This is a genomic window from Bradyrhizobium sp. i1.15.2, assembly GCF_040548425.1.
Classification (GTDB): Bacteria; Pseudomonadota; Alphaproteobacteria; order Rhizobiales; family Xanthobacteraceae; genus Bradyrhizobium; species Bradyrhizobium canariense.
Window position 1 is genome coordinate 75057 of sequence record NZ_JBEPRQ010000017.1, and the last position, 24063, is coordinate 99119.

The following is a 24063-nucleotide window of genomic DNA, read 5'->3' on the forward strand; positions in this document are numbered from 1 at the left end:
GAATGGCGTCTGTCTTGCGAAAGCAGAAAGCGCGTGCCGCTGACATTCGCGGGCGAGATCGACGAGACGGCCGTCGGCAAGAGCACCATCCTGGTGACGGCGGACGCCGCTCCGGACAAGACGGCCGGAGGGTCTGCATTGCGGGCCGGAAAATATGAGGTCTGGCGCGGCAGCATCGATCCCGAGATGGTCAAGGCGATACTGGCGTCCCGCTCCCTGCATGTCCGCGAAACCATGCTGCTACCCGACGACAAGGCGGACATCACGAAATTCGACATCGACCTGACGGGCCTGACGTCAGTGTGGCCGCAGCTTGCGACGTCATGCGCGGTGACGACGCCGGCTCCCAAGAGCCCGTGGCCGGCTATTCAGCAGCCGAACGCCAGCGTAACGCCCCCGGCCGCACCGTCGCCATGAGTCAACGTAGCGAAACTCGAACATCGCGCCGAAGGTCAGCTCTGCCAGGGAGTGTTGCGGATGCGAGTGCATGCGTTCGGCTTGTGAAATGTGGGGTCGTGATCTTCGATGTAATCGAAATTAACAGTCCCGAACGTGGTCTGCGGCTTCTTCAAGGCTGAGCAGGTTTGTATCTGAAGGAACTCGTTCTTGAAGTCACCGCGCGGAAATGCGGTGGTCACCTGGTCGCGCTGCTCCGGCGTGTACTCATCATAGCCAATCCCCACGACGTCGACCAAAACGCCCGCATTCGTGAGAGCGATTTCCGGCCGCATGTATTGTGGAATTCCAGGTGTCGTATGTAACGCGATCGCCTCCCAAACCAGATCGGCCTTTGGCTCGTCAATGCCGTGTCCCCTCAGAAATTCGCGGGCGGCATCGGCGCCATCAACTTCAAATCGGATGGTCTGTGTATGGTAATGGTCAACAAGCCCGAGATCGTGGAACAGCGCCGCGATGTAGAGCAGCTCGGAATCGAATTTTAGATTTTTCCGATGTCCCTTGATCGCGCCGAACACAAAGACGCGGACCGAGTGGTTGAACAACATGTCGTTTTCGTACTGGCGCACCAGCTCGGCGGCCTCCCGTGCGATCTTACTGTCGGGAATCTTCACGCCGGAAATTGCGATGGTCATATCAAGCTCCTGCCTTGAATCGCCGATTTCTCAGGACATGCCGTCGCAGTCGAAGGCATGTCTGTACCCTCTTGCCGTCTGGCACCGCGGTCAGGCTGCCATCTCCTCCTTCGCGGCCTGTGGCGTATTTCGGAAGCTGATTGCCATGCGATTGTACGCGTTCATCAGGCCGATCGCGATGGTGAGATCGACGAGCTCGCGCTCCTGGAAGACGGCGCGGGCAGCCTCGTAAGCTTGATCCGGGATGCCGGTTTCAGCCACAAGGGTCACCGTTTCAGCCCATGCGAGGGCGGCACGCTCCCGCTCGTCGAAGAGATGACCGCCTTCCGCCCAGGTCTGCACCAGCGCGATCTTTTCGATCTTCTGTCCGCTCTTCAGCAGATCGCGCGTGTGCATGTCGAGGCAGTAGGCGCAGCCGTTGATCTGCGAAATGCGCAGATAGACCAGAGTGACGAGCGTGGCAGGAAGATTGCTCTGCATGACATAGCCGTAGACGCCGCCGAGCGCTTTCATCCCTGCGGGTGCAATGCGGTCGTAATCGAGACGCTTGGCCATTTTCATACTCCATGATCGGTTCTGTTCGGCGGCGGTCGCCGGATACGTTCCTTGTCTGATAAATGTCCTCGCACTGGTCTACAAAAAAGTACCAAGAATGGACAAAAATCGTGTACCACGGAGGCATGGTCAAACCGCTGCGGCTGGAGCTCGATCGATCTGCGAAGACGCCATTGGCGGAACAAATCCGCAGAGGTATCGGAGCTGCCATCGAGAGCGGCGTGCTCGCGCCGGGAGCTCGTCTGCCGTCCTGGCAGGATTTGGCGGCTCAGCTGGGTGTCGCGCGCGGCACCGTGCGTTCGGCTTACGAAAAACTCTCATCCGCGCAACTGATTGTCGCGTCGCGCGCAACCGGAACGCACGTCGCGGATCGGCCCGCCTTTACCCCTCGGCAGGAAGCAGCTCCCCACCCCGGCTCGTTCATGGAGATGTACCAGGAGCTCACTGCGGGACCGGCCGTTTTCCAGATGGGTGTGCCCGCTCACGAGACCTTTCCCGCCAAGCTGTTCGCGAGGATGCGCACGCGGGCGGTGCGCGCGGAGACGAGCGCACCGGCTATCTACCGGGATCCCCGCGGCGAGCTGGAATTGAGGCGCGACATCGCTGCGTATCTGGCGCTGGCGAGGGGGATCGAATGTGCACCGTCGCAGATCATCATCACCGGCGGCTTCAGCAGCGGGCTCGGACTGGCACTCCGGGTTCTCTGCCTCGAGCAGAAAAAGGTCTGGATGGAGGACCCGGGCTTCCCCTTCACACGGCACGGGCTTGAGCTTGCAAGGTTGTCGATCACGCCGATTCCGGTTGACGCGGACGGCATCGACGTCGGTTACGGCCTGAAACACGCACCTGATGCTGCATTGGTCGTCGTGACCCCGGGACAGCAGGCACCGCTTGGCTCCACATTGTCGCTGGCCAGACGTTCACGCCTTCTCGACTGGGCCGCCCATGAGCGGGTGTGGGTGATCGAGGACGACTATCTGAGCGAGCTTCAGCTGAGGGGCCGGGCCACACCGGCGCTCGCCTCTCTCGATCGTTTCGGGCGCGTCATTCACATCGGGTCTTTCAGCAAGACCCTGACTCCTGCCTTGCGGCTGGGCTTCGTCGTTGCACCCGCCTCACTGGCTTCCCGTTTTGCCGAGGTTGCGGCATGCCTCGCTCCGGCGCCCGGGCCCTCCGTACAGATCGCAACCGCCGAATTCATTCGCGACGGCCACTATCTACGGCATCTTCGACGCACGAAGCGGGCCTATGCCGCGCAAGGCGATGCGCTGCTGAAATATTTGAAAGCAGGCTCCAAGGGCGTTGCCAAGGACGTTGCGATCGCCGGATTGGCCGCGGTCCTGAGACTGCCGGACGGAACCTCCGACGTCGCGATCGCGCGGGAAGCGGCATCGTTTGGATTGGCGCCCACGCCGCTGTCGCTATGGCATGCGTCTGCGGCCTCGGCGCGATCCGGCCTGTTGCTGGGCGTCGCCACATCGCCCCACAAGAGGATCGAGGCATCCTGCGATCGGCTGCTTCAGATCATTGACCGTCATACGTGACGAACTCGGGCCCTGTGCTTCCGCAATCTAAACCGGCGTGTAGATCACGAGCTTTAGCGCCGGATCGTCATTGGCCTGAAAGCTGGTGTGCTCGAACCGGAGCACGCCCTTGGTTGGATGGTTCATGGTCTTGAGGCCCGCGGCGGTGCTGCGGATCTCGTGCGCTTCCCACCATTTGACGAATTCCGGACTGCCCTGGCGCAGCCGCGTCAGCAATTCCGCAAAGGCGGGATCGCCGGCCCAGACGTCGTGAGTGGCGCGAAACATCGCGACCATGCTCTTGGCGACATCGGCCCAGCCGGCACCGTAGAATTTTCGCGCCTGCTTGTTCGTCATCACCAGCAGCAGCGTGTTGCGGTCCTGCTCGGGCAATTGTCCGAACCCGAAGATCTCCTCGGCCGCCGCGTTCCAGGCCAGCACGTCCCAGCGCCGCCCCGTGACATAGGCCGGCTGCGCCAGGCTCTCGATCATCCGTCGAACGGGCGGCGGCACGACCTCGCGCGTGAACGCGCGCCTATCGCCGTCGCGCGCAAGTGCCTTGAGATGGGCATGCTCGGTCTTGCTGAGGCGTAACGCGCGCGCCAGCGCGTCGACGGTGGTGACCGACGGGCTGACGGTGCGGCCCTGTTCGAGCCGGATGTACCAGTCGACGCCGATGCCGGCGAGCTGCGCGACCTCCTCGCGGCGCAGGCCCGCGGTGCGGCGTCGCCGGCCCGCGGGAAGTCCGACCATCTTCGGCGACAGCTTCTCGCGGCGGGACCTGAGGAAGTCGCCGAATTCGACGCGGCGTGGGTCGGCCATGGTGACGTGCCTCGATGGAGGGCCTGGGGAATACTAGGATAATACCAGGCCTTCCCGACCCTGGAAAGGCGGCGCATATGGGCTTCACTCCACTTTGAGGTGAGATCATGAAGGCTGCCGTATTGAAATCGTTTGGATCGCCGCTTGCGATTGAGGAAGCCGCGGACCCTGTGCTCGGCACGGGCGAGGTCATCGTGGACGTCGTCGCAACGCGGGTGCTGTCCTACATGAACGAGGTCTTCAGCGGGGCGCGCAACTATGCGCTCGACCTGCCGATCATCCCGGGGCCTGGCGGCATCGGCCGGGTCCGCGCCATCGGCCCGGACGCGACGAAGCTCAGCGTTGGCGACTGGGTGTTCTGCGACCCGACGGTGCGCTCACGCGACGACGCCGCAGCGCCCGACATTGCCCTGCAAGGACTCACCGCCCCCGGTGCCGGCGCCATGCGCCTGCAACAGCATTTCCGCCACGGCTCGTTCGCCGAGCAGATGCGGGTGCCGACGGAGAACGTGAAACGGCTCGGCCAAATCACGTCCGACGAAGCCACGCGATGGTGCGCGCTGGGGACGCTGCTGGTGCCCTATGGCGGTTTCCTTGCCGCCAATCTTCAGGCGGGCGAGACCGTGCTGGTGAGCGGGGCCACCGGCAATTTCGGCAGCGCGGCCGTCTCGGTCGCGCTTGCGATGGGCGCGGCCTGCGTGGTCGCGCCCGGCCGCAACGACAAGATCTTGGCCGACCTCGTCCGCCGCTTCGGCGACCGCGTCAAGCCGGTCAGGCTCTCCGGCAATGAGGACGACGACCGCGAGCGCATGAAGCGCGCGGCACGAGGGCCGATCGACTGCGTGCTCGACATCATGCCGCCCTCGGTGAGCACGAATGTGGTGCGCGCGGCGATCATGACGGTGCGTCCTTACGGCCGTGTCGTGCTGATGGGCGGTGTCGGCATGGCCGGCGGCGCCGGCCTCGAGCTGCCCTACCCCTGGATCATGCGCAATTGCATCAGCATCCACGGCGTCTGGATGTACCCGCCGGATGCGTCAGGCCGCCTGATCGCGCTGGTGCGCGCGGGACTGCTGAGGCTGGAGGAGTACGAGGCCACCGCCTTCGACCTCGACCACGCCAATGAGGCGGTAGCCCATGCCGCCGCCAATGGCGGACCGTTCAAACTGACGGTGATCCGGCCTTGAACGCCCCGGGGAGCGCCATTTTTTTAGTCAGTCCGGCCAAGCACTTGGCTACTGTGCATGGGGTTGTTTTCGCGGTTTTTACTCGAGCTCGACCACCTGGCCGTTCGACAGCGACACGCGGCGGTCCATGCGGCCGGCGAGCTCCATGTTGTGGGTCGCGATCAGCATGGAGACCTTGGTCGCCTTGACGAGCTGCATCAGGGCCTGGAAGACGTGGTCCGCGGTGTGCGGATCGAGATTGCCGGTCGGCTCGTCCGCGAACAGCACCCGCGGAGCATTGGCCACGGCGCGCGCGATCGCAACGCGCTGCTGCTCACCGCCCGACAGCTCAGACGGACGGTGCGTGATGCGCTCGCCGAGGCCGAGATAGCCCAGGATTTCCTTGGCGCGCTTGACGCTCTCGGACTTCTTGAGGCCGCGGATCATCTGCGGCATCATCACATTTTCGAGCGCCGAGAACTCCGGCAGCAGCCGGTGCGACTGGTAGACGAAGCCGATGTCGGTACGGCGAAGCTGGGTGCGCTCGATGTCGGGCAGTTGCGAGGTCGGCGCGCCATTGACGTAGACCTCGCCGGAATCAGGCGCTTCCAACAGTCCCGCAATGTGCAGCAGCGTCGACTTGCCCGAGCCGGACGGCGCCACCAGCGCGACGGACTGGCCCGCCCACAGCGCGAGCTTGGCGCCGTCGAGGATCGTCAGCGGCACCTCGCCCTGCAAGTACTGTCGCTTTATCTCGTGGAGATAAATGACCGGTACATCTTCCGCCCCCTGGCTCTCCATCAGCCCCTCACTCGTACCGCAGCGCTTCGACGGGATCGAGGCGCGCGGCGCGCCAAGACGGATACAGCGTCGCCAGGAACGATAGCGTCAGCGCCATGATGACGACGGCCGAGGTCTCGCCGATGTCGATCTCGGCGGGCAGCTTCGACAGGAAATACAGCTCTGGCGAAAATAGCTCGGTGCTGGTCAGCCAGGACAGGAATTGCCTGATCGATTCGATGTTCAGGCAGATCACCAGCCCGACGATGAAGCCGACCATCGTACCGACCACGCCGATCGAGGCGCCCGTGATCAGGAAGATGCGCATGATCGAGCCTTGCGAAGCCCCCATCGTGCGCAGGATCGCGATGTCGCTGCCCTTGTCCTTCACCAGCATGATCAGGCCGGAGACGATGTTGAGCGCCGCGACTAGCACGATCATGGTGAGGATCAGGAACATCACGTTGCGCTCGACCTGGAGCGCGTTGAAGAAGGTCGAGTTGCGCTGGCGCCAGTCCACCAGGAACACCGGCCGGCCCGCCGCCTCCGTCACGGCCTGGCGGAACGCGACGATCTGATCCGGATTGGTGGTGAAGACCTCGATCGAGGTGACGTCGTTGCTGCGGTTGAAATAGGCCTGCGCCTCCGCGAGCGGCATGAACACGAAGCCGAGATCATACTCGGACATTCCGATCTCGAACACCGCCGCGATCTTGTACGGTTTTATGCGCGGTGTCGTGCCCATCGGGGTGACCGCGCCCTTCGGCGCCACCAGCGTGATGCTGTCGCCGGCGTGCAGCGACAGCTGGTCGGCGAGGCGCCGGCCGATCGCGACCCCCTGCCCGTCGTCAAAGCCCTCGAGCGAACCCTGCTTGATGTTCTTGGCAATCGAGGTGAGGTTGTTGAGGTCGTCGGAGCGGATGCCGCGCACCAGCACGCCGGAGGCGTTCCACGGCGATGACGCCAGCGCCTGGCCATCCACCACGGGCGCTGCGAGCCGGATGCCCTGGACCTGGCTGAGGCGGTCGGCGACGTCCTTCCAGTCGGTCAGCGGCGACTCCAGCGGCTGGACCAGGATGTGGCCGTTGAGCCCGAGGATCTTGTCGAGCAGCTCCTTGCGGAAGCCGTTCATGACGGCCATGACGATGATCAGCGTCGCCACGCCCAGCATGATGCCGAGGAAGGAGAACCCGGCGATGACCGAGATGAATCCCTCCTTGCGGCGCGCCCGTAAGTAGCGCGCCGACAGCATCCACTCGAATGGCGCAAAAGGCGCGGTTTGAACGGTTTCGGTCATGGTCTCATCCATCGCTCGATAGTCCCATGATTCGGGGTCAAATGTGGCCGGATTGGCGGCCGCAATCTGGGGCGATGAACAATATTCAGCCGACCAGCCTTATCAGCCCACAAGTCTTGCGACCACGTCCGCAGGCGACATGGTCTCGCGGGCGCCGTCACTTCGCCGCTTGAGCTCGACCTTGCCGTCGGCGAGCCCTTTCGGCCCGATCATGATCTGCCAGGGAATGCCGATCAGGTCGGCGGCGGCGAATTTGGCTCCGGCGCGCTGGTCGGTGTCGTCGTAGAGCACGTCGACGCCCTTGGCGGACAGCTCCGCATAGAGCTTCTCGCAGGCCGCATCGACCGCCGCATCGCCCTGCTTGAGGTTGAGAATCGACACGCGGAACGGGGCAACGGCCTCCGGCCATTTGATGCCGGCATCGTCATGGCAGGCCTCGATGATGGCGCCGAGCAGGCGCGAGACGCCGACGCCGTAGGAGCCGCCATGGATCGGCACGTCGACCCCGTCGGGGCCCGCCACCAGCGCCTTCATCGCGTCGGAATATTTCGTGCCGAAATAGAAGATCTGCCCAACCTCGATCCCGCGGGTGTTCACCCGCTTGTCCGCGGGCACTTCCTGCTCGAAGCGCGCCGCGTCGTGAACGTCTTCCGTCGCCGCATAGACCGAGGTCCATTGCTTGATGATCGGCGTCAAATCGCTCTCGTAGTCGACGTCCTCGCCCGGCACCGGCAGGTCCAGCACGTCGCGATTGATGAACACGCCGGATTCGCCGGTCTCGGCGAGCACGATGAACTCGTGGCTGAGATCGCCGCCGATCGGGCCGGTCTCGGCGCGCATCGGGATCGCCTTCAGCCCCATCCGCGCGAAGGTGCGCAAATACGCCACGAACATCTTGTTGTAGGCGACGCGCGCCGCGGCCTCGTTGAGGTCGAACGAATAGGCATCCTTCATCAGGAACTCGCGGCCGCGCATCACGCCAAAGCGGGGACGCTGCTCGTCGCGGAATTTCCACTGAATATGATAGAGATTCAGCGGCAGGCTCTTGTAGGACTTCACATAGGCGCGGAAGATCTCGGTGATCATTTCCTCGTTGGTCGGCCCGTATAGCAGCTCACGCTTGTGCCGGTCGGCGATGCGCAGCATCTCGGGGCCATAGGCATCGTAGCGGCCGCTCTCGCGCCAGAGATCGGCAAGCTGAAGCGTCGGCATCAACAGTTCCAGCGCGCCGGAGCGGTCCTGCTCCTCGCGCACGATCTGCTCGATCTTCTTGAGCACGCGGAAGCCGAGCGGCAGCCAAGCGTAGATGCCGGCGGCCTCCTGCCGGATCATGCCGGCACGCAGCATCAGCCGATGCGAGACGATCTCCGCCTCTTTCGGATTTTCCTTCAGGATGGGCAGAAAGAACCGCGACAACCGCATGGCAATACTCGAGGAATCAGTGATGGCTTGCAGTGAAACCGGATTGGGAGCCAAAACACAAGACCGGGAATGAGGAAAACCCGCTAACACAGCGGAATTCCTGTCATTTTTCCGTCGACTTCAGGTTCGACGTGATGCGCCGAAGAGCCCGATTCAGGGCGCCGCCACCTCGAGCTCGTCCTCCAGCGTGATCTTCTCGAAATCGCTCAAGAGCGCGTCGATCCGCACATGCCAGCGGCCGGCAAAGGGCAGCTCGACCTTGCGCACGTGCCAGTAGCGGTCCGGCCCGCGCGAGGCGTCCCGCTCCATCGGCTCGATGCCGCGTTCGGGCAGGCTCAGCGTCAGCGTCACCTCCTTGGCCTCAAGCACCGCCCCCTCGCCGGTCATGAGCTGCAGCACGAAATCGTCGATACCCGCCTTACCCGGCGAGACCAGGACCTGGAACATCGCCCTGTCGGTGTGGATGTGGATCGCCAGCGGCGTCTCTGGAATGATCGTCCGCGGCGGCGGCGTGAAGCGCCAGCCGGCCACGACGGCGAAGATGCCGAGCGCGATGGCGCATTCGAGCACGATCGAGCGCTTCAGGCTCTGCGCGGCCTTGTGATCCCCCGCCAGAGCCGGAGTCAGGCGAAAGCGGTTGAGCGCGGCAAGCGCCAGCAGCACGAGCACCAGCGCCAGCTTGATCGAGAGGATGAGTCCATACCGAGTCTCGACCAATGCGGACGGCTTCTCAAGCTGGACGATGGCGAGCGCGAGGCCGGTCAATGCCAGAACGCCAACGGCCAGCGCGGCGATGCGGGAGAAGCGGTTCACGACAGGCAATGCCGCGGCCGATGTCTTTGACAACAGGGCGACCAGCGGCGCGAGGGCCCCAATCCAAAAGGCCACACCGAGACCATGGAGAAAGATTGTCGGGCGGGTCAACAGTTCGGGCGGTGCCGTAGCGGCGTGCCCGGTCATGGCCAGCGACAAGCCGACGCCGACGAAGGCAATGATCGCCAGAGCGCGCGCGCACCACGCGTGGCCTAGCGCCAGCAGCGCGAACAGCATTGCAGCGATGGCCACGAGCAAGGCTGGGCCCGCGCTGGTCCCGGATGCGACTTTCCAGGGAGCCATCGTCGCGAGAGCGGACAGCGGTAGGCCGAGGAGATCCAGCCCCAACACGCCAATGGACACCACCGCGCTCGTGAGGCCGATGGCGAGCGCCACGCGCGGAACGGTCATGCCGGTCATCGACCACGCAACCCAGCGAGCAAAGAACACGCCGCCGACGCCGACGAACAGGCCAAGATTGAGACCGACCCGCGCCAGCCAGATCAGCACGTTCAATCCGCCATCGGCGTTTGCGGGAGGTTGCGTCCCCGTCGGCGTGCCGATCGAGAAGATCGCCGATCCCGCGACGGGATGGCCGTCCTGCGAAATGACGCGATAGCTGACGACGGCCGTGCCCTGCGGCAGGTCCGCCGGCATCACGACCGAGATGGTCTCGCCCGATGCGTTGACGCGCACATCATCCCGCGCCCTGCCCGCGCCGTCGATCAGCCGGATCGCGCCCGGCGTCACTGTCTCATTGAAGCGCAACTCCACCGCCTTTGGCGCGCTCGCGAGCATGCTGCCGCTCGCCGGCTCGACCGCGACCAGCGCCGCGTGCGCCGAGACGCCGGTTGCGAAGCCGACGACGAGGAGCAGCGTCGCGAGCGCGGCGAGCAGGCGCATCAGGGTTTTGGCAGGAGTTTTACGCCCGGCGCCGGTGACTTGCCCTCGTGCGAATGCCCGGCCCCCTCCGCGGGGATCTCGATCCAGCGGCTGACGCCGGTCTCGCATTCCTGGATTACGGGAAAGTACAGGATTGTGTTCGGTTTGAGCGTGTCGGTCAGGGCCGTGTGCATGACGAACTCGTCATAGTTCTTGTCCGGCAGCTTGCCGCCGGACCAAGTCACCTCCTTGACGCCGGAGGAGAGCCTGTTGCCGTGATAATCGTATTCGCCGGCGTATTTGCCCTCGACCACGTCAACACTCCAGCCCGCCTTCGGCATCGGTTTCACCGCGATCACGCCTTCCGGGATCTGCACCCGGATTTTCACCGTGGGCGAGCCCGCGCAGCCGTGCGGGACGGCGAAGACGGCCTTGTAGGAAGCACCGACCGTGGCCTGCTTGCCTTCGAGGAAGACGTGCGCGGTCGCTGGCGTTGCCGCAAAGACGCTCAGAAAGATCAGCCAGGTTCGCTTCGACATATTGGGTCTCCCGAAGGTCCAGATCATGCTCGTCACATCTTCATTCCCGAATGATCCGGCATTTTCTTCATCATGTGCCCGCCCTCGCCCGGCGCCTGGGCGCCGACGCCCTGTACGTCGAGGGAGACGGCGACCTTGCCGGCCTTCTCGAACTGAAGCGTCACCGGCACCTTGTCGCCCTGCTTGAAGGGGCCCTTCAGCTCCTGCAGCATCAGGTGGTAGCCGCCGGGGGCGAACTTCACCGTCTTGCCGGGATCGATCACGAGACCCTTGTCGAGCAGACGCATCTTCATCACGCCATTGTCCATCGCCATCTCGTGGACCTCAGCCTTCCCCGCGATCTCGGCGGAGACGCCGACCAGCTTGTCGGCCACTGTGCCCTTGTTCTCGATGGTGAGATAGCCGCCGGCGACCTTAGCGCCGCCCGGTGTCGCCCGGCTCCACGCCTGCGAGATGACGAGATCGCCCGCCTTGACGTCGTCGGCCCGCGCGACGGCACAGCCGGTCAGCAACAGTGAAATTGCAAGGAGAGTTCGTCCGATAGTCTTCATGTTGATTGCCTCTTTCACGATTGATCGGGCCGAGAATGGCCCTGCATTCTTCCGCGACACCCTTCCGCTGCCTTCAGCATCGGCATTCGGAACGCCGGCCTGCCGCGGAGCCGAACATAGACCCAAGTGCCATTTGCCCGTCACCATCGATACCTCATTCCAGCGTACACTGCTCTTCCCGTACCCGGCTCAAACAATGCTGACGTCGCCGTCGCTCGATCGATGATGCTCGCGCTGGCTATGTAGGTCTTGTTGGTGAGATTGCGCCCCTCGATGTAGGCAGACATCGGGCCGCCATTGTCGAACCCGGCTTTCAATCCCAACAAGGCGTAAGGCTCTGTCGTCAGCGTGTTCATGCTGTCCACAAAGTAGGCCTGTGGCACCCATTCGACGTTGGGTCCAACATAGAAACCGGTAGGGTGCTTGTAGAGAAGCTCCGCGCGCAAATAGTGACTTGGGGCTCCCGGCAATCGATTGTTTCCGAAAGTGGGATCTTTGTCGAAGCGGAAGTCGTTGAAGGAATAAGCGACATTCAGCCAGATTTTGTCCGGCGCCGGGCCGTTGACGAAGATGTCACGAAAGATTGCTGCGCCCGCGCCGGCCTCGATGCCTTGATGGATGGTGTGGTCGGCATTGGTCACATTGCAGTTGCCAAAAGCACTATAGAGGCATTGCAGTTCGTCGCGAATGTTGGCCCGGTACGCCGTCAGTTCCCAGGCGTAATCAGGCCGCTTCATGCGAGACCCGATTTCGTACGTGGTCGCAATCTGCGGGCGGATGCTGGTGAACGGAATCGTCGGAATGCCAGGACCAATCGCGCTTTCGCCGAAGCTCGGCACCTCGGCGCTCCGCGAGACATTGGCGAAGGCCTGCCAGGCGGGATCGATTTGCCACAACAGACCGCCTTTCGGCGACCAGACATTAAAGCGCGTTGCCCCCGATTGATCCCCGTCGCTGAGGAAACGATCCTGCCGATTGCGGGTCGCGTACAGAAATTGCGTGCCGCCGATCACCGCAAGATTTGGAATGACGTAGAAGCTGTCTTCGACATAGGCGGAGGTATTCTCCGACCGATCGATCGAGGAAGAAAGCAGTGCACCCTTCTGCCCGCCAATGTTGGCGAACTGCTGGTTGTCGATGCTGCCGTTCAGCACATAGACGCCCGCGACCAACCTGTTGCGGAAGCCGCCAATGGTGCGGTCATCCGTGATCTTCGCGAATCCTCCATAGTCCTTGTAACGGTAGTCCAGCCACTGGAAAATCGGATGCATCAAATGGCGATCGACACCAAAGGCGCCGAATTCGACTTTGGTGTCATCGAAACGAACGGTGGTTTTGTTGGCGAGCCTGACAGTATCGATATTGCGCTGCTGATCCATCGCAACATTCGCGGGTGCAGCAGCTTCCGGATCGGTCAAAGCGGATGTCTTGGTCACGGTACCCGGGATTCGCTGCCGGACTTCGTTGGCATTGAGGTAGAACCGGGTCTCGACATCCGGTGAGAACTGATACCCAATATTGCCGCTCAAACGGTTGCTCGAGCCAAAACTGTGATCGCGAAAACCGTCCGCGGCCTGCGCGGAAGCGGTCACGAAACCGTCCCACCGCCCGTTGACGCCTCCTGCGTTCGCCTGAAGGCGTTTGTAGCCGAATCCTCCGACATCGAAGGACACACCATTCGGAAACGAGTCGCGGCCGGTCGGAGTCACGAAGTTGATCGCGCCTCCGAGCGAATTGGCGCCAAACTGAAGCGCGTTGCCGCCCTTGAAGACTTCGACATATTTGTAGGCGCTCGGATCGATCTCCTGGAAATCGCCATAACCATCCGCGGTGTTGATCGGAATGCCGTCCATATAGAGCTGCACGCCGCGCAGATGAAAATTGCGCGACAGGCCGGACCCGCGAATCGAAAGGCGGGTGTCGTCGCCCCATTTGGGCTGGGCGTACACGCCGGGCACGTAATCCAGAACATCCTTGATCGTGTTGGACGGCGTCGAGTTCCTGTACGCATCGGCCGAGACAAGCGCCACGCCGCCCGGAGTCTGGTTAATCTCCGCCAGCGCTTGTTGCGCAGTCAGAACCGTCAGGGCACCCGGAGCCCCTGCACTCTGTTCGCTCGCGGTTTGCTGCGGCGATGGGGTCGTTCGCAGGCTTCGCGTGACGCGGGCCGATCGCGCAGAATTGCGTGGCGATCGGACGGCCGACGCACGCTTCTGCTGAGGCGCCTCAACTGTGATAGGCGGCAGCACTGCGCTGCTGCTTTGGGCAAAGGCTCCGTTCGATGATGCAAGCAGCGCGGCCTGAATGGCAACGACGCTCACACCACGGCGGGCATGACAACGTAACATGGGGCATTCCTGACGCCGGGCTTTCTCTCCGGCCTTTCGACAGCATTAATCGCCTACGGCGGACCGCGGCGATCACGAGAGTCGTCAGGAAAATTGAGGCGGTGCGCGCGCCTGCGCGTTTGTGCCTTTATGGGCCGCCCCGGCGGATGCCTCCGCCGCGTGCCACACCACGCGTTCGGCATGGCGGAAGGGAACGGAGAGCGCGGCATGCGGCGGCGAATCGAGCGACGCGCCCACCTGCGCCAGGCAACAGAGGGCACACGCACCGGCATGTGCGACCGGCGTACCCGCTGGGTCGTTCAGGCCGCCCTGCTCGCTCGCGCTGTGGCAGATGACGGCGGCGGACAACGGATCGGCCACGGCTTGGCCGGCCGCCAGACAGGCGGCAATCGGCGCCAGCACCTGCATCACCAGGGCGAGCAGGACCAGAGGTAGGAATTTTTGCAGCCGTGCGCGCATCCGCCGAACCATTCGTTCGTCTACTAACTAAACACCGCGCTATGGCCGAGTCGAGCCCGGTTCCGCCGCCTTCTTAATCCAGCGCAAACTTCCCGGAAAACCGTGGTCCGACCGCCCACAGGAGGGAACCTCCGGCATTTGAGGCAGTCGAGCCGATGGCCCATCCACAGATTTCTTATGTTTGTCATATGCTTACCCGGCCGGCAGCCCGATCATTTCGTCAATTGCTCGAATTTTGAACATTCGTTGCCGAAAATGATGACAAGTGAGAAAAGTTGATCTAGCATCCCCTTGCTCAGGCTGGCCGCGAGGTCGAAGTCTGGTGGTCCAAGTCTCGGGAGGAGCCCCTGACGCGCAAAATGCAGCGTCGCCCCGCCAATCAAGATCAAATCTTAGAATCGGGGATAATAGGGTCGACACAATTTTCGAGCGGGGCTAGGGCCCCGCTCTTTTTTTGTCTGAATGGCCACAGCGCCGATGAACCTGTCTCCCAATCCGATCGAACAGAGCTTTGAACTTGCAGCCTCGCGCTGCATCGACCTCACGCCACTCGTCTATCGACGGCTGTTCGAACAGCATCCCGAAACGCGGGCGATGTTCCGCAAACAAGGCAGCGAACTCGTGATGGGCTCGATGCTGGCACTCACGATCGAGGCGATTCTCGACTTCGCCGGTGATCGCCGTGGGCAATTCCGGCTGATCGCATGCGAGGTCGTGTCGCACGATGGCTACGGCACGCCGCGCGAGCTGTTCACTGCCTTCTTCGCCGTCGTCAGGGACACGCTGCGCGATCTTCTCGGCGATGAATGGTCGTCGGACATCGCGCAGGCCTGGGACCGACTGCTCATCGAGATCGACGCGTTCGCCGGCGCCCCGGCCTGACGATTTGCGCTGCACCAACGCGTCTCGCGGCGATCCCGCCGTTGATTGCGGATTGAGTGGCGCCAACTCTTGTGAGACACTTTCGGACATCGGTCGCGCAATCAATGACGCGTCGAAAATAGAATTGTATGGGAGCGAGCGATGTCCGGGACGAAAGATTTCTCGACGACGAGGCGCGATCTTCTTCAGGCGGCAGCAATCGCCGGCGCCGCGACTGCCATCCTCGGCAGCATGGGCATAAACCCCGCCCTTGCAGCCGAAGTCGGACGCAGCGAGAAGCCGCTGAAAGCGGCGTTCTCCAACGCAGGCCTCCAGGCGACCTGGTGCGCGCAGGGCAAGCAGGCGGCGGAATTCTGGGGCAAGCTGTTCAATGTCGAAGTCACCTGGTTCGACGGCCAGCTCGATGCCGTGAAGCAGCGCGCGGCGATCGACAACATGGCGTCGCAGAAATGGGACTTCGTCGCGATCCAGGCTTTTGGCATCGGCACCCTCACCCAGCCGGTGCAGAAGATGATCGACGCCGGCACGCCCGTGATCGACATGGACACGCTGATTGCGCCGCTGGACCAGATCAATGTCCACTCCTTCCTCGCCCCTGACAACGAGTTCATGGGCGCCTCGGTGACGCAGGCGCTCTGCAACGCCATGGGCGGCAAGGGCAAGATCATCATGACGCAAGGAGCCCTCGGCCACACCGGCGCGCAGGGCCGCGCCAAGGGCTTCAACAACGTCGTGAAGCAATTCCCCGGCATTGAGGTGCTGGACACGCAGCCGGCCGACTGGGATGTGTCGAAGACCGCACGTCTTTGGGAAACCTACCTGACGAAGTACCCGCAGATCGACGCGGCGTTCTTCCACAATGACGACATGGCGCTCGCCGCCGCCAACATCATGAAGGCGCGGGGCCGCACCAACATCCTGATTGGCGGCGTCGATGCGATGCCACCGGCGATCCAGGCGGTCAGCGAAGGCCGCATGTTTGCCACCGTCCGCAATCCGTCCTGCCGAATCCATGGCGGCGCGATCATCGCGGGCGTTTCCGCCGTAGTCGGCGGCGAAAAGAGCGGACAGGGCATTCCGAAGAACGTCGTTACCGACGGACCGGTCGTCACCAAGGCCAACGCCGCCGGGATGCAGTGGATGCAGGATCATTTCCTGATCTGAGTCTCCATGCGAGAGGATCGTTCGCCCATCCTGGAACTGCAGGGCATCACGAAGAGCTTCGGCGGCGTCGAGGCGCTTCGTGGTGTTGACTTCGCGCTCTCACCCGGCGAGATCCACGGTCTCGTCGGCGAGAACGGCGCGGGAAAAAGCACGCTGATGAAGATCATCGCCGGCGTGCACACAGAATTCTCCGGCCGCTTCCTGATCGACGGACAGGAGACGCATTTCCGCTCGGCCCGCGACGCGCACAGCGCCGGCATCGCCATGGTGCACCAGGAGCTGTCGGTCGCGCCCGACCTCACGGTCGCGGAGAACGTGTTTCTGGGCAACCAGCCGACCAACCGGCTCGGCCTGGTGCAATGGCGGCGGATGGCGCGCGAGGCCGGCGAGCAGCTCGCCCGCTTCGGCATCGATGTCGATCCGATGAGCAGGCTGGGTGACTTACCGATCGGGCTCCAGCAGCTGATCGAGATCGCCCGCGTGCTGTTCTCCGGCGCACGCATCGTCATCCTGGACGAGCCGACGTCCGCCCTCTCCCCGCCCGAGGTCGAGCGACTGTTCGCGACGCTGCGGCGCCTGCGCGAGGAAGGCACGGCGATCGTCTTCATCTCGCATTTCATCGAGGACATCTTGCGCGTGTCCGACACGGTGACTGTGTTCCGCAACGGGCGGAAGGTCGCGGAGACCGCAAGTGCGGCGACCAGCAAGGGCGCGCTGATCGAGGCCATGATCGGTCGCGGCGGCGAAGCGCTCGAGCACAGCTACAGCGACGATCTGATGCTGCCGCAGCCGAGCGACAGCTCGGTGGTCCTGAAGGTCAACCAATTGTCGCTGGCCCGCAGCCTGAAGGACATCTCCTTCGAGGCGCGCGCCGGCGAAGTGCTCGGCATCTACGGCTTCATGGGCTGTGGCCAGCAGGAATTATCCCGCATCCTGTTCGGCAAGCTGAAGCCGGACGGCGGCACGCTCGCGGTCGAGGGCAAGCCCAAGACTTTCGCGAGCACGGCAGCGGCGCGGCGCGCCGGCGTGGCGCTGGTGCCCGAGAGCCGGCGGGCGATGCTGTTTCACCAGGAGCCGGTCTACAAGAACATCTCGATCAGCATCCTCGATCGCATCTCGGCGTTGCTGCTGAAGCCGGCGCAGGAGCGCGACATCGCAAAGCGCCAGGTCGAGCAGCTCCAGATCAGACCGCCGGTGGTCGGCCTCGATCTCGGCATGCTCTCCGGCGGCAATCAGCAGAAAGTCGCGCTGGCGAAATGGCTGACCTATCCGCCCAAACTCCTGGTGCTGTGCGAGCCCACCCGCGGCATGGATGTCGGCGCCAAGAACGACGTCATCAACATCGTCCGCGATCTCCGCGCCAAAGGGCTTGCGATCATCGTGCTGTCGACCGAGCCGGAAACGGTGCTGTCACTGGCTGACCGCATCCTCGTGCTCAAGCGCGGCGCATTGGTGCGGGAGTTCACGAACGAGCCGGTCAGCAAGGACCGCCTGCTGGAAGCGGCGTGACGGAGAAGCACGATGGCGAGCAGTGACACGGCTTTGGCGGCGGGGCAGCGGGCGCGGGGGCTTGCGCCCTTCCTGCGCTCGCAGATGCGCAACATCGCCCCGTTCCTGACGCTGATTTTTCTGTCCGGCTTCTTTGCACTGGCCAGCCCCTCCTTCGCGACGCTGGACAATCTCGGCAACATCCTGACGCAGGTGTCGGTCACGGGAATCATCGCCGTCGGCCTCACCTTCGTGATCCTCTGCGCGGAGATCGACCTCTCGATCGCCAGCATCGCCAACGTCACGGGCATCGCGGTCGCCTACTTCACGCTCCAGGAATCCTACGTCAACATTCCCAACATTCCCCTGCCCGGAGCAGCGGCGATCCTGCTGGCTATTTTGCTCTGCGCGTTGCTCGGCCTCGTCAATGCGCTCGGGCTGACCGTGATCGGCATCCCCTCCTTCATCATGACGTTGGCGATGATGCAGATCGCGGCCGGCATCTCGGCGCTGCTGGTGCGCGGCCAGATCGCCTACAAGGTGCCCGGCGTGATTACCACGCTCGGCTCCGGCTCGATCGGCGGCATCCCATGGATCGTCATCGTCGCCGCGATCATGCTGCTTGGCGGCCATCTGGTGCTGACCTACACGCGCTTCGGCCGCTACGTCTACATGGTCGGCGGCAACCGCGAGGCGGCCGAATATTCCGGCCTCAACGTCAAGCTCATCCTCGGCGCGGTGATGGTCATTTCGGCAGTGTGCTCCGGGATCGGCGGCATGCTCGGTGTCGCCCATTTCGGCAGCGCGCAGCAGAACGAGTTCGATACCTATCTGCTCGACTCCATCGCCGCCGTCGTGGTCGGCGGCACCAGCCTGTTCGGCGGCCGCGGCGGCATCGGCAACACCATCGTCGGGCTGTTCGTGCTCGGCGTTCTCAACAACGGCCTCGACCACGTCAACATCGACAGCTTCCTGAAGATCCTGATCCGCGGCCTGATCCTGCTGGCGGCGCTTGTCATCAATGTCTATGCGCAGCGGCTGAGGGAAAAGGCGGTGGAATAGCCGCCCCTCAAAACCAAAAGCGCGAAAACAACCCCATGCACAGTAGAGACTGTGAGGGACTTCAACGACTTACAAAAACCCGAAATTGTGTAGCAGCGACCGTGGCGGCGTTTGACTCGTCGGGCAAAACAGGAGCATGATGTCATCGTGGCGGTGTGCGCAGGTCGGCTCCGGACAGCGCCCCAACCTCCGTCATTGCGAGCGCAGCGAAGCAATCCAGACTGCCGCCGCGGAAAGATTCTGGATTGCTTCGCTGCGCTTGCAATGACGACGTGACCGCAGGGGCAATCCAGCCTCACCTTCGATCGCGGAGCATGAGACCGCGGCCTAGCTCTCGGCCTAGTCATCCGACCCAAGCCGCGAGAACCGGAAATTGCAGTGGCTCGCACCGCCCGCTAGCGTCTGTGTCCTCTCCAGGCGGATGCCTCGCGCTGCGTAGGCGACGAAATCGAGCCCGCAAATATTCGGCAGGGCGTCCTTGTCTCCATGGCGCGCCGCGAGCTTGCAGAAGCCGCAAGCCTTGTAGTTGATGCCGAATTCAAAACTGTCACCCGTATCAGGCTCGACGAAATCATAGACGAAATCTTCCGGAAATTCGGTCTGATGGCTTTCGGTCGTGCTTCTCGCCGCCTGCTCGCGTAGCAGGGCCTGGTTCTCCGGCGACATGAATTGACGCCCCGAGGCGAGACGTTGCGCTTCCGATACGGTGAGCAATTGCGCCTTGTAGGTTTCTCGCTCGATCTCGCCGATCACAGCCACCGGCACGCCGTGGCGCCGCAGCACCCGGCTGATGGCCATGAAGCCCATCAACCGCATGAAGAAATCGCTCATGCGGCTCGCAGCGCCGCCGACATAGGGCATTTGGGTGAGCACGATTTCGAATTCGTCCATCACCTCCCGCCTGATGCCGTCGATGTCCGAAAGCTGCGCGCGCTCGCGCAACATCGCTTCGGCCAGGTCGAGCCGATCGCGCATGGCGGCCTCCATGGCACCGCGATGCGCTTCGTAAAACGGATGGATGATCTCAGCCATGGGACACCTGATATGATTGGCTCATTGCAAAGTCGGCCGGTTTCACTCGGCGGCGATCGCCTCGATCTCCAGCAGCCATTTGCTGTCGACGGTCTCGACAATCACGACCGTCAGCGCGGGCTGGTGTTCGCCCAGCATCGCGCGACGAATGGAGCGGTTGGTCACGAGTTGAGCGCGGTCGGTCAGGAACGTGGTGACCTTGACCAGATGCGCGACGCCAAGGCCCGCGGCGGCGAGCACCTCGATCAAATTGCGCCAGGCCTGCTCGCACTGCGCCTCAAAACCGTCAGGGACGGTGCCGTCGGATCTCTGGGGCACCTGGCCGCTGATGAACAACAGGCGGCGATGCTGCGTCAGTTCAAGTCCCATGCAGTAGCCGCCGGCGGGAGCATGGACCGTTGCGGGATTGTGGCTGACGATGTGAGCTGGGGACATAGGATTTCTCCGGATTGCAGGTCGATCGTATCCGGCGCCGTCACCGCTTCGCAAAGCATCATCGCTGCGGCTCAGCGCAAGAAAATCTATTGCAAGGCCACAGCTCATCGGTGTCAAAATGGAGACCGATGACCTACATCCTTCCCCCACTCAACGCGCTCCGCGCGTTCGAAGCCGCCGCCCGGCATCTCAGCTTCAAGCTGGCCGCGCACGAGCTACACGTGACGCCCGCCGCCGTGGGGCAGCAGGTGAAGGCGCTGGAGGCGCGCCTCGGCGTGCAGCTGTTCGAGCGGCTGCACAAGCAGCTCATCCTCACCGTCGCCGGTCAGGCCTATCTGCCCGGGGTCTCCGAAGGCTTTCGCCACATTGCGGATGCGACCTCACAATTGAGGCCGGCAGGTGCGGTGCTGCTGCAATTGGGCATCCATGGCAGCTTCGACCTCCGCCGCCTCGATCTCGCGGCGTTTCGCAGCACGCATGCGGAGATCGGCTTACGGGTGCTGCATCCGGCCGGCCTGCACGAATTGGTCGAAGGCAAGGTCGACCTGCTGATCGCTCGCGGCCTCGGCCACCATCCGGGCTATCGCTGCGACCGGGTCGATGAGGGATCGGGTCTGGGTGATTGGCTCGTTGCGCCTGAAGGCACCGCGGATTGTCCCGAGATCGTCAGCTTCCGCGCGTGGCTGCGGGCGCTGCCGGCCCGGAACGCGCTCGGAAATCGTCGCCCTCGACTGGTCGGCGGCGTCGTGAGCTGAAAATGACCCAAAGGCGACATAATCGCTTGATTCAAGTTGTCTTCTTGTGAGGTGAAGCTACCGGGGCAAATGATGGGTCGCGCCAAGCTCGTTCTCGCTATTTGTTTCTTCTTCTTTGGGCTGACCGCGGCAAACGCTGCGGGGGTCAGAAATTTCGACATTCCCGCTGCCGCGGCCGGGCCGGCGATCAGGCTGCTGGTCTGGACACCATGCGCCGAGCCTCCAAAAGAGATGGACGCACGTGGTGCCATTTTCTTCGCCGTACCCGGGTGCTCGGTGACTGGCGAAAAGCTTCCTCTTATCGTGATATCGCATGGCAGGAGAGGATGGTTCGGTGGTCACCACGACACGGCCGCGGCGCTGGCCGATGCTGGTTTTGTCGTCGCTGCGCTCAATCATCCCGGTGACACCTGGCGCGATGCCAGCCGTACCGACAGCCTTTCCGTGCTCGTCGAACGCCCCGCGGATATCAAGCGACTGATCGACTACATGCTCGAAAGCTGGCCCGATGCATCGCGCATCGACGCCCGGCACATTGGCCTCTACGGCTTCTCGTTTGGCGGCTATACGGGTCTCGCCGTCATCGGCGGCAATCCAGAATTACGAAAGGGCTTGTCCAATTGCGCGACATCGAGCCTGTTGGCTTGCAAGCAGCTTGAAAGCGGCGAGGTGCCGGGCCAACCGATCACACCTGACCCCCGCGTCATAGCCGCAGTAATTGCCGATCCTTATCCGGCTTTTGTTTTCTCCGAGGAGAACCTGAAGAAAATAGCGATACCGGTGCAACTATGGAGTTCCGATCCGGCGCAAAATGCTGACGGACTCTCCGGATGCTGTGCTTCAACGATCAAACAACGGCTCCCGGCGCCGGATTATCACTTCGTGGCCAACGCCAAACACTTCTCTTTTCTTGCCACTTGCATCCCGAAGGAGACGCAGGCCAACCCTACCGCTTGCACCGATGCGCCGAATTTCGACCGTGTCGATTTTCATCGGAGTTTCCACACCGACGTCGTGGCGTTTTACCGCAAGCACTTCGCTGACGGTGCTGGCCAATAGCGATACCGCTCTAACTGTTCCATTTATGGCCTGCACCGACAGCACTGAGCCTCGGGGAAACGATGTCTCAAGGCGGGGAGCGCGCGGAAATTACGCCGACGAGAGGCATTCGGCTAGTCCGCGACGTGGTGTTGGCTCGACTGAGGTGACGGCGCTCGAAACTTTGCGGTGCTGCCGCTTGATGGCGAAGCTAACTGCTACCGTGCGGTCCGGGAATTGGCTCGAAGTCGGGATCAGGCCGCCTGGATGACGGCCCAAACCAGACAACTTAAGCGTGCGCGACTAGCCAAGCGCGTCGCAATGGGACAGAATGACGGTCATTACCGGGCATAAGCTGAGATCATGACAGAGCCGCCGACCGCACCGTTTGCGCCCTTCGAATGGATGCTCTCAGCTCGCTATTTGCGGGCGCGCCGCAAGGACGGCTTTATCTCGGTCATCGCCGGATTTTCGTTTCTCGGCATTATGCTTGGCGTTGCCACGCTAATCATTGTCATGGCCGTCATGAACGGCTTCCGCAAAGAGCTTCTAGACAAGATCCTCGGTCTCAACGGTCACATTCTAGTCCAGCCGCTGGAAACACCTCTAACCGACTGGAAGGATATGGCCGAGCGTCTCAGCCTGGTGCCAGGTATCCGCTTGGCCGCGCCTGTCGTCGACGGCACCGCGCTAGCGTCGTCTTCCGGCGCATCTGGAGTTCTGGTGCGTGGCATTCGCGCCGACGATCTTAAGAAGCTCACCTCTATCGCCGACAACATCAAGCAAGGATCGATCGAAGGCTTTGACGAGAACCAGGGGGTTGCCATCGGGCAGCGCCTCGCCGATCAGCTCTCGCTCCATGCCGGTGACGCCATCACGCTCGTTGCGCAACACGGCGCGGTCACCCCGATGGGGGTTATGCCGCGGATCAAGAAGTGTGAAGTCAGAGCCATATTCGAGATTGGTATGTCTGAATATGATGCGAGCATGGTCTTCATGCCAATCGCAGAGGCTCAGTCGTACTTCAACCGCGACAAGGACGTGACTGCGGTCGAGATCTTTACAGCCGATCCCGCTCGCATCGATCAGTTTCGCAAGGCTGTGACGGAAGCAGCCGGGCGGCCAGTCTTCCTAGTGGACTGGCGGCAGCGGAACTCGACCTTCTTCAATGCGCTTCAGGTCGAGCGCAATGTGATGTTTCTGATTCTGACCATGATTGTGCTGGTAGCTGCGTTGAATATCGTATCTGGGCTCATCATGTTGGTGAAGGATAAGGGCAGCGATATAGCGATCCTCAGGACCATGGGTGCTTCACGAGGCTCGATCATGCGGATATTCCTGATTACGGGTGCTTCGATCGGCGTCGTGGGAACGTCGGTCGGGTTGGTCGTTGGGCTTCTCGTCTGTCTTAATATCGATTCGATCCGACAGTTTCTATCCTGGCTGACCAGCGCCGACTTGTTCCCGAGAGAACTCTATTTTCTCTCGAAGCTGCCAGCGGAGATTGATTTCGGGGAGACCAGCGCGGTCTTGATCATGGCGCTAACCCTGTCGCTTCTCGCAACGCTCTACCCATCGTGGCACGCCGCCCGGCTCGATCCCGTGGAAGCGCTTAGGCGGTGAGATCGACAATTGTTGTGGTCCCATGATGCCGAACCTAATTCCATCATGGCGTCGATCGCGCGTCTGGGAAGCGCGGATTGGCCCCCCTAAAGATATCAGGTCTGGGTGATTGGCTGATTGCGCCTGAGGGTACCGCGGATTGTCCCGAGATCGTCAGCTTCCGCGAATGGCTGCGTGCCCTGCCCGTCGGGAAGGCGCTCGCAAATCCCCGCCCTCGTCTGGTCGGCGTCAGACGATAGGCTCAACCGACAATCGATAGCCTCGCCGCGATGCCATTTCACATGTCGTTGGCGGATATCGATAGCACCAGACATCATAGGTTCTGGAGAGCCGAAA

Annotated in this window: 23 protein-coding genes and 1 pseudogene; 11 read left to right on the forward strand and 13 right to left on the reverse strand. The window is 62.7% G+C overall.

The window, feature by feature from the left end; translation table 11 throughout:
• Nucleotides 1-33: 33 nt before the first annotated feature.
• A complete protein-coding gene (locus ABIB80_RS26110) occupies nucleotides 34-417 on the forward strand; it encodes a hypothetical protein (protein WP_246648830.1) in 384 nt (127 codons plus the stop codon).
• A gap of 35 nt (nucleotides 418-452) precedes the next feature.
• Here ABIB80_RS26110 and ABIB80_RS26115 read toward each other — a convergent pair whose 3' ends face one another.
• Together ABIB80_RS26115 and ABIB80_RS26120 are read right to left on the reverse strand one after the other, a co-directional pair.
• Nucleotides 453-1091 (reverse strand): HD domain-containing protein, encoded by a 639-nt coding sequence (locus ABIB80_RS26115; RefSeq protein WP_219682204.1) that lies wholly within the window; start codon nucleotides 1089-1091, stop codon nucleotides 453-455.
• A gap of 90 nt (nucleotides 1092-1181) precedes the next feature.
• Entirely contained in the window at nucleotides 1182-1646 is a 465-nt protein-coding gene (locus tag ABIB80_RS26120; RefSeq protein WP_007603613.1) for a carboxymuconolactone decarboxylase family protein, read from the reverse strand.
• 125 nt (nucleotides 1647-1771) lie between these two features.
• Between ABIB80_RS26120 and pdxR the strand changes: the two genes are divergently transcribed.
• Complete coding sequence (gene pdxR / locus ABIB80_RS26125) at nucleotides 1772-3190, forward strand: MocR-like pyridoxine biosynthesis transcription factor PdxR (protein ID WP_219682257.1); 1419 nt, start codon at nucleotides 1772-1774, stop codon at nucleotides 3188-3190.
• Between the two features lie 27 nt (nucleotides 3191-3217).
• Here pdxR and ABIB80_RS26130 read toward each other — a convergent pair whose 3' ends face one another.
• A complete protein-coding gene (locus ABIB80_RS26130) occupies nucleotides 3218-3991 on the reverse strand; it encodes a helix-turn-helix transcriptional regulator (RefSeq protein WP_219682205.1) in 774 nt (257 codons plus the stop codon).
• Nucleotides 3992-4098: 107 nt separating this feature from the next.
• Here ABIB80_RS26130 and ABIB80_RS26135 point away from each other — a divergent pair, with 107 nt between their 5' ends.
• On the forward strand, nucleotides 4099-5178 hold the full coding sequence (locus ABIB80_RS26135) for a zinc-binding dehydrogenase (protein WP_219682206.1): 1080 nt from the start codon (nucleotides 4099-4101) through the stop codon (nucleotides 5176-5178).
• A 78-nt stretch (nucleotides 5179-5256) separates the two neighbouring features.
• Here ABIB80_RS26135 and ABIB80_RS26140 read toward each other — a convergent pair whose 3' ends face one another.
• The 8 genes from ABIB80_RS26140 to ABIB80_RS26175 form a co-directional block, all read right to left on the reverse strand.
• Nucleotides 5257-5958: an ABC transporter ATP-binding protein gene (locus ABIB80_RS26140; protein WP_007603608.1), complete on the reverse strand. Its 702-nt coding sequence runs from the start codon at nucleotides 5956-5958 to the stop codon at nucleotides 5257-5259.
• 7 nt (nucleotides 5959-5965) lie between these two features.
• The gene (locus ABIB80_RS26145; protein WP_007603606.1) at nucleotides 5966-7246 is read right to left on the reverse strand and encodes a lipoprotein-releasing ABC transporter permease subunit; all 1281 of its coding nucleotides are present in this window, start codon (nucleotides 7244-7246) and stop codon (nucleotides 5966-5968) included.
• Between the two features lie 90 nt (nucleotides 7247-7336).
• Nucleotides 7337-8656 carry a proline--tRNA ligase gene (gene proS / locus ABIB80_RS26150; RefSeq protein ID WP_007603605.1) on the reverse strand — a complete coding sequence of 440 codons (1320 nt, stop codon included), beginning with the start codon at nucleotides 8654-8656 and terminating at the stop codon, nucleotides 7337-7339.
• Between the two features lie 153 nt (nucleotides 8657-8809).
• Nucleotides 8810-10372 carry a copper resistance CopC/CopD family protein gene (locus ABIB80_RS26155; RefSeq protein WP_007603604.1) on the reverse strand — a complete coding sequence of 521 codons (1563 nt, stop codon included), beginning with the start codon at nucleotides 10370-10372 and terminating at the stop codon, nucleotides 8810-8812.
• Nucleotides 10372-10890, reverse strand: a complete 519-nt coding sequence (locus ABIB80_RS26160) for a YcnI family copper-binding membrane protein (protein WP_007603602.1) — start codon at nucleotides 10888-10890, stop codon at nucleotides 10372-10374. Before ABIB80_RS26160 ends, ABIB80_RS26155 begins: the two co-directional genes overlap by 1 nt.
• A 32-nt stretch (nucleotides 10891-10922) precedes the next feature.
• Nucleotides 10923-11441, reverse strand: a complete 519-nt coding sequence (locus tag ABIB80_RS26165; RefSeq protein WP_035995788.1) for a copper chaperone PCu(A)C — start codon at nucleotides 11439-11441, stop codon at nucleotides 10923-10925.
• A 140-nt stretch (nucleotides 11442-11581) separates the two neighbouring features.
• Nucleotides 11582-13789: a TonB-dependent receptor family protein gene (locus ABIB80_RS26170; RefSeq protein ID WP_007603599.1), complete on the reverse strand. Its 2208-nt coding sequence runs from the start codon at nucleotides 13787-13789 to the stop codon at nucleotides 11582-11584.
• A gap of 84 nt (nucleotides 13790-13873) precedes the next feature.
• A complete protein-coding gene (locus tag ABIB80_RS26175) occupies nucleotides 13874-14248 on the reverse strand; it encodes a DUF2946 family protein (protein ID WP_245286061.1) in 375 nt (124 codons plus the stop codon).
• A gap of 477 nt (nucleotides 14249-14725) precedes the next feature.
• Between ABIB80_RS26175 and ABIB80_RS26180 the strand changes: the two genes are divergently transcribed.
• From ABIB80_RS26180 to ABIB80_RS26195, 4 genes are all read left to right on the forward strand, one after another.
• A complete protein-coding gene (locus tag ABIB80_RS26180) occupies nucleotides 14726-15130 on the forward strand; it encodes a globin (RefSeq protein WP_007603597.1) in 405 nt (134 codons plus the stop codon).
• A 141-nt stretch (nucleotides 15131-15271) separates the two neighbouring features.
• Nucleotides 15272-16294, forward strand: a complete 1023-nt coding sequence (locus tag ABIB80_RS26185) for a sugar ABC transporter substrate-binding protein (protein WP_007603596.1) — start codon at nucleotides 15272-15274, stop codon at nucleotides 16292-16294.
• A 6-nt stretch (nucleotides 16295-16300) separates the two neighbouring features.
• The gene (locus ABIB80_RS26190; RefSeq protein WP_007603595.1) at nucleotides 16301-17803 is read left to right on the forward strand and encodes a sugar ABC transporter ATP-binding protein; all 1503 of its coding nucleotides are present in this window, start codon (nucleotides 16301-16303) and stop codon (nucleotides 17801-17803) included.
• A gap of 12 nt (nucleotides 17804-17815) precedes the next feature.
• Nucleotides 17816-18844, forward strand: a complete 1029-nt coding sequence (locus ABIB80_RS26195; protein WP_007603594.1) for an ABC transporter permease — start codon at nucleotides 17816-17818, stop codon at nucleotides 18842-18844.
• 339 nt (nucleotides 18845-19183) lie between these two features.
• Here the strand turns inward: ABIB80_RS26195 and ABIB80_RS26200 are convergent, their stop codons facing one another.
• The gene (locus ABIB80_RS26200) at nucleotides 19184-19876 is read right to left on the reverse strand and encodes an L-2-amino-thiazoline-4-carboxylic acid hydrolase (protein ID WP_007603592.1); all 693 of its coding nucleotides are present in this window, start codon (nucleotides 19874-19876) and stop codon (nucleotides 19184-19186) included.
• Between the two features lie 42 nt (nucleotides 19877-19918).
• Nucleotides 19919-20311, reverse strand: a complete 393-nt coding sequence (locus ABIB80_RS26205) for a RidA family protein (protein ID WP_219682210.1) — start codon at nucleotides 20309-20311, stop codon at nucleotides 19919-19921.
• 128 nt (nucleotides 20312-20439) lie between these two features.
• Here ABIB80_RS26205 and ABIB80_RS26210 point away from each other — a divergent pair, with 128 nt between their 5' ends.
• The 4 genes and pseudogenes from ABIB80_RS26210 to ABIB80_RS26225 all read left to right on the forward strand — a co-directional run.
• Nucleotides 20440-21066, forward strand: a complete 627-nt coding sequence (locus ABIB80_RS26210; protein ID WP_354128697.1) for a LysR family transcriptional regulator — start codon at nucleotides 20440-20442, stop codon at nucleotides 21064-21066.
• 69 nt (nucleotides 21067-21135) lie between these two features.
• On the forward strand, nucleotides 21136-22125 hold the full coding sequence (locus ABIB80_RS26215) for an alpha/beta hydrolase family protein (protein ID WP_354128698.1): 990 nt from the start codon (nucleotides 21136-21138) through the stop codon (nucleotides 22123-22125).
• Between the two features lie 342 nt (nucleotides 22126-22467).
• Complete coding sequence (locus ABIB80_RS26220) at nucleotides 22468-23727, forward strand: lipoprotein-releasing ABC transporter permease subunit (RefSeq protein ID WP_219682211.1); 1260 nt, start codon at nucleotides 22468-22470, stop codon at nucleotides 23725-23727.
• A 95-nt stretch (nucleotides 23728-23822) separates the two neighbouring features.
• Nucleotides 23823-23966: pseudogene (locus tag ABIB80_RS26225) on the forward strand (LysR family transcriptional regulator); the annotation flags it as partial.
• Nucleotides 23967-24063 lie beyond the last annotated feature (97 nt).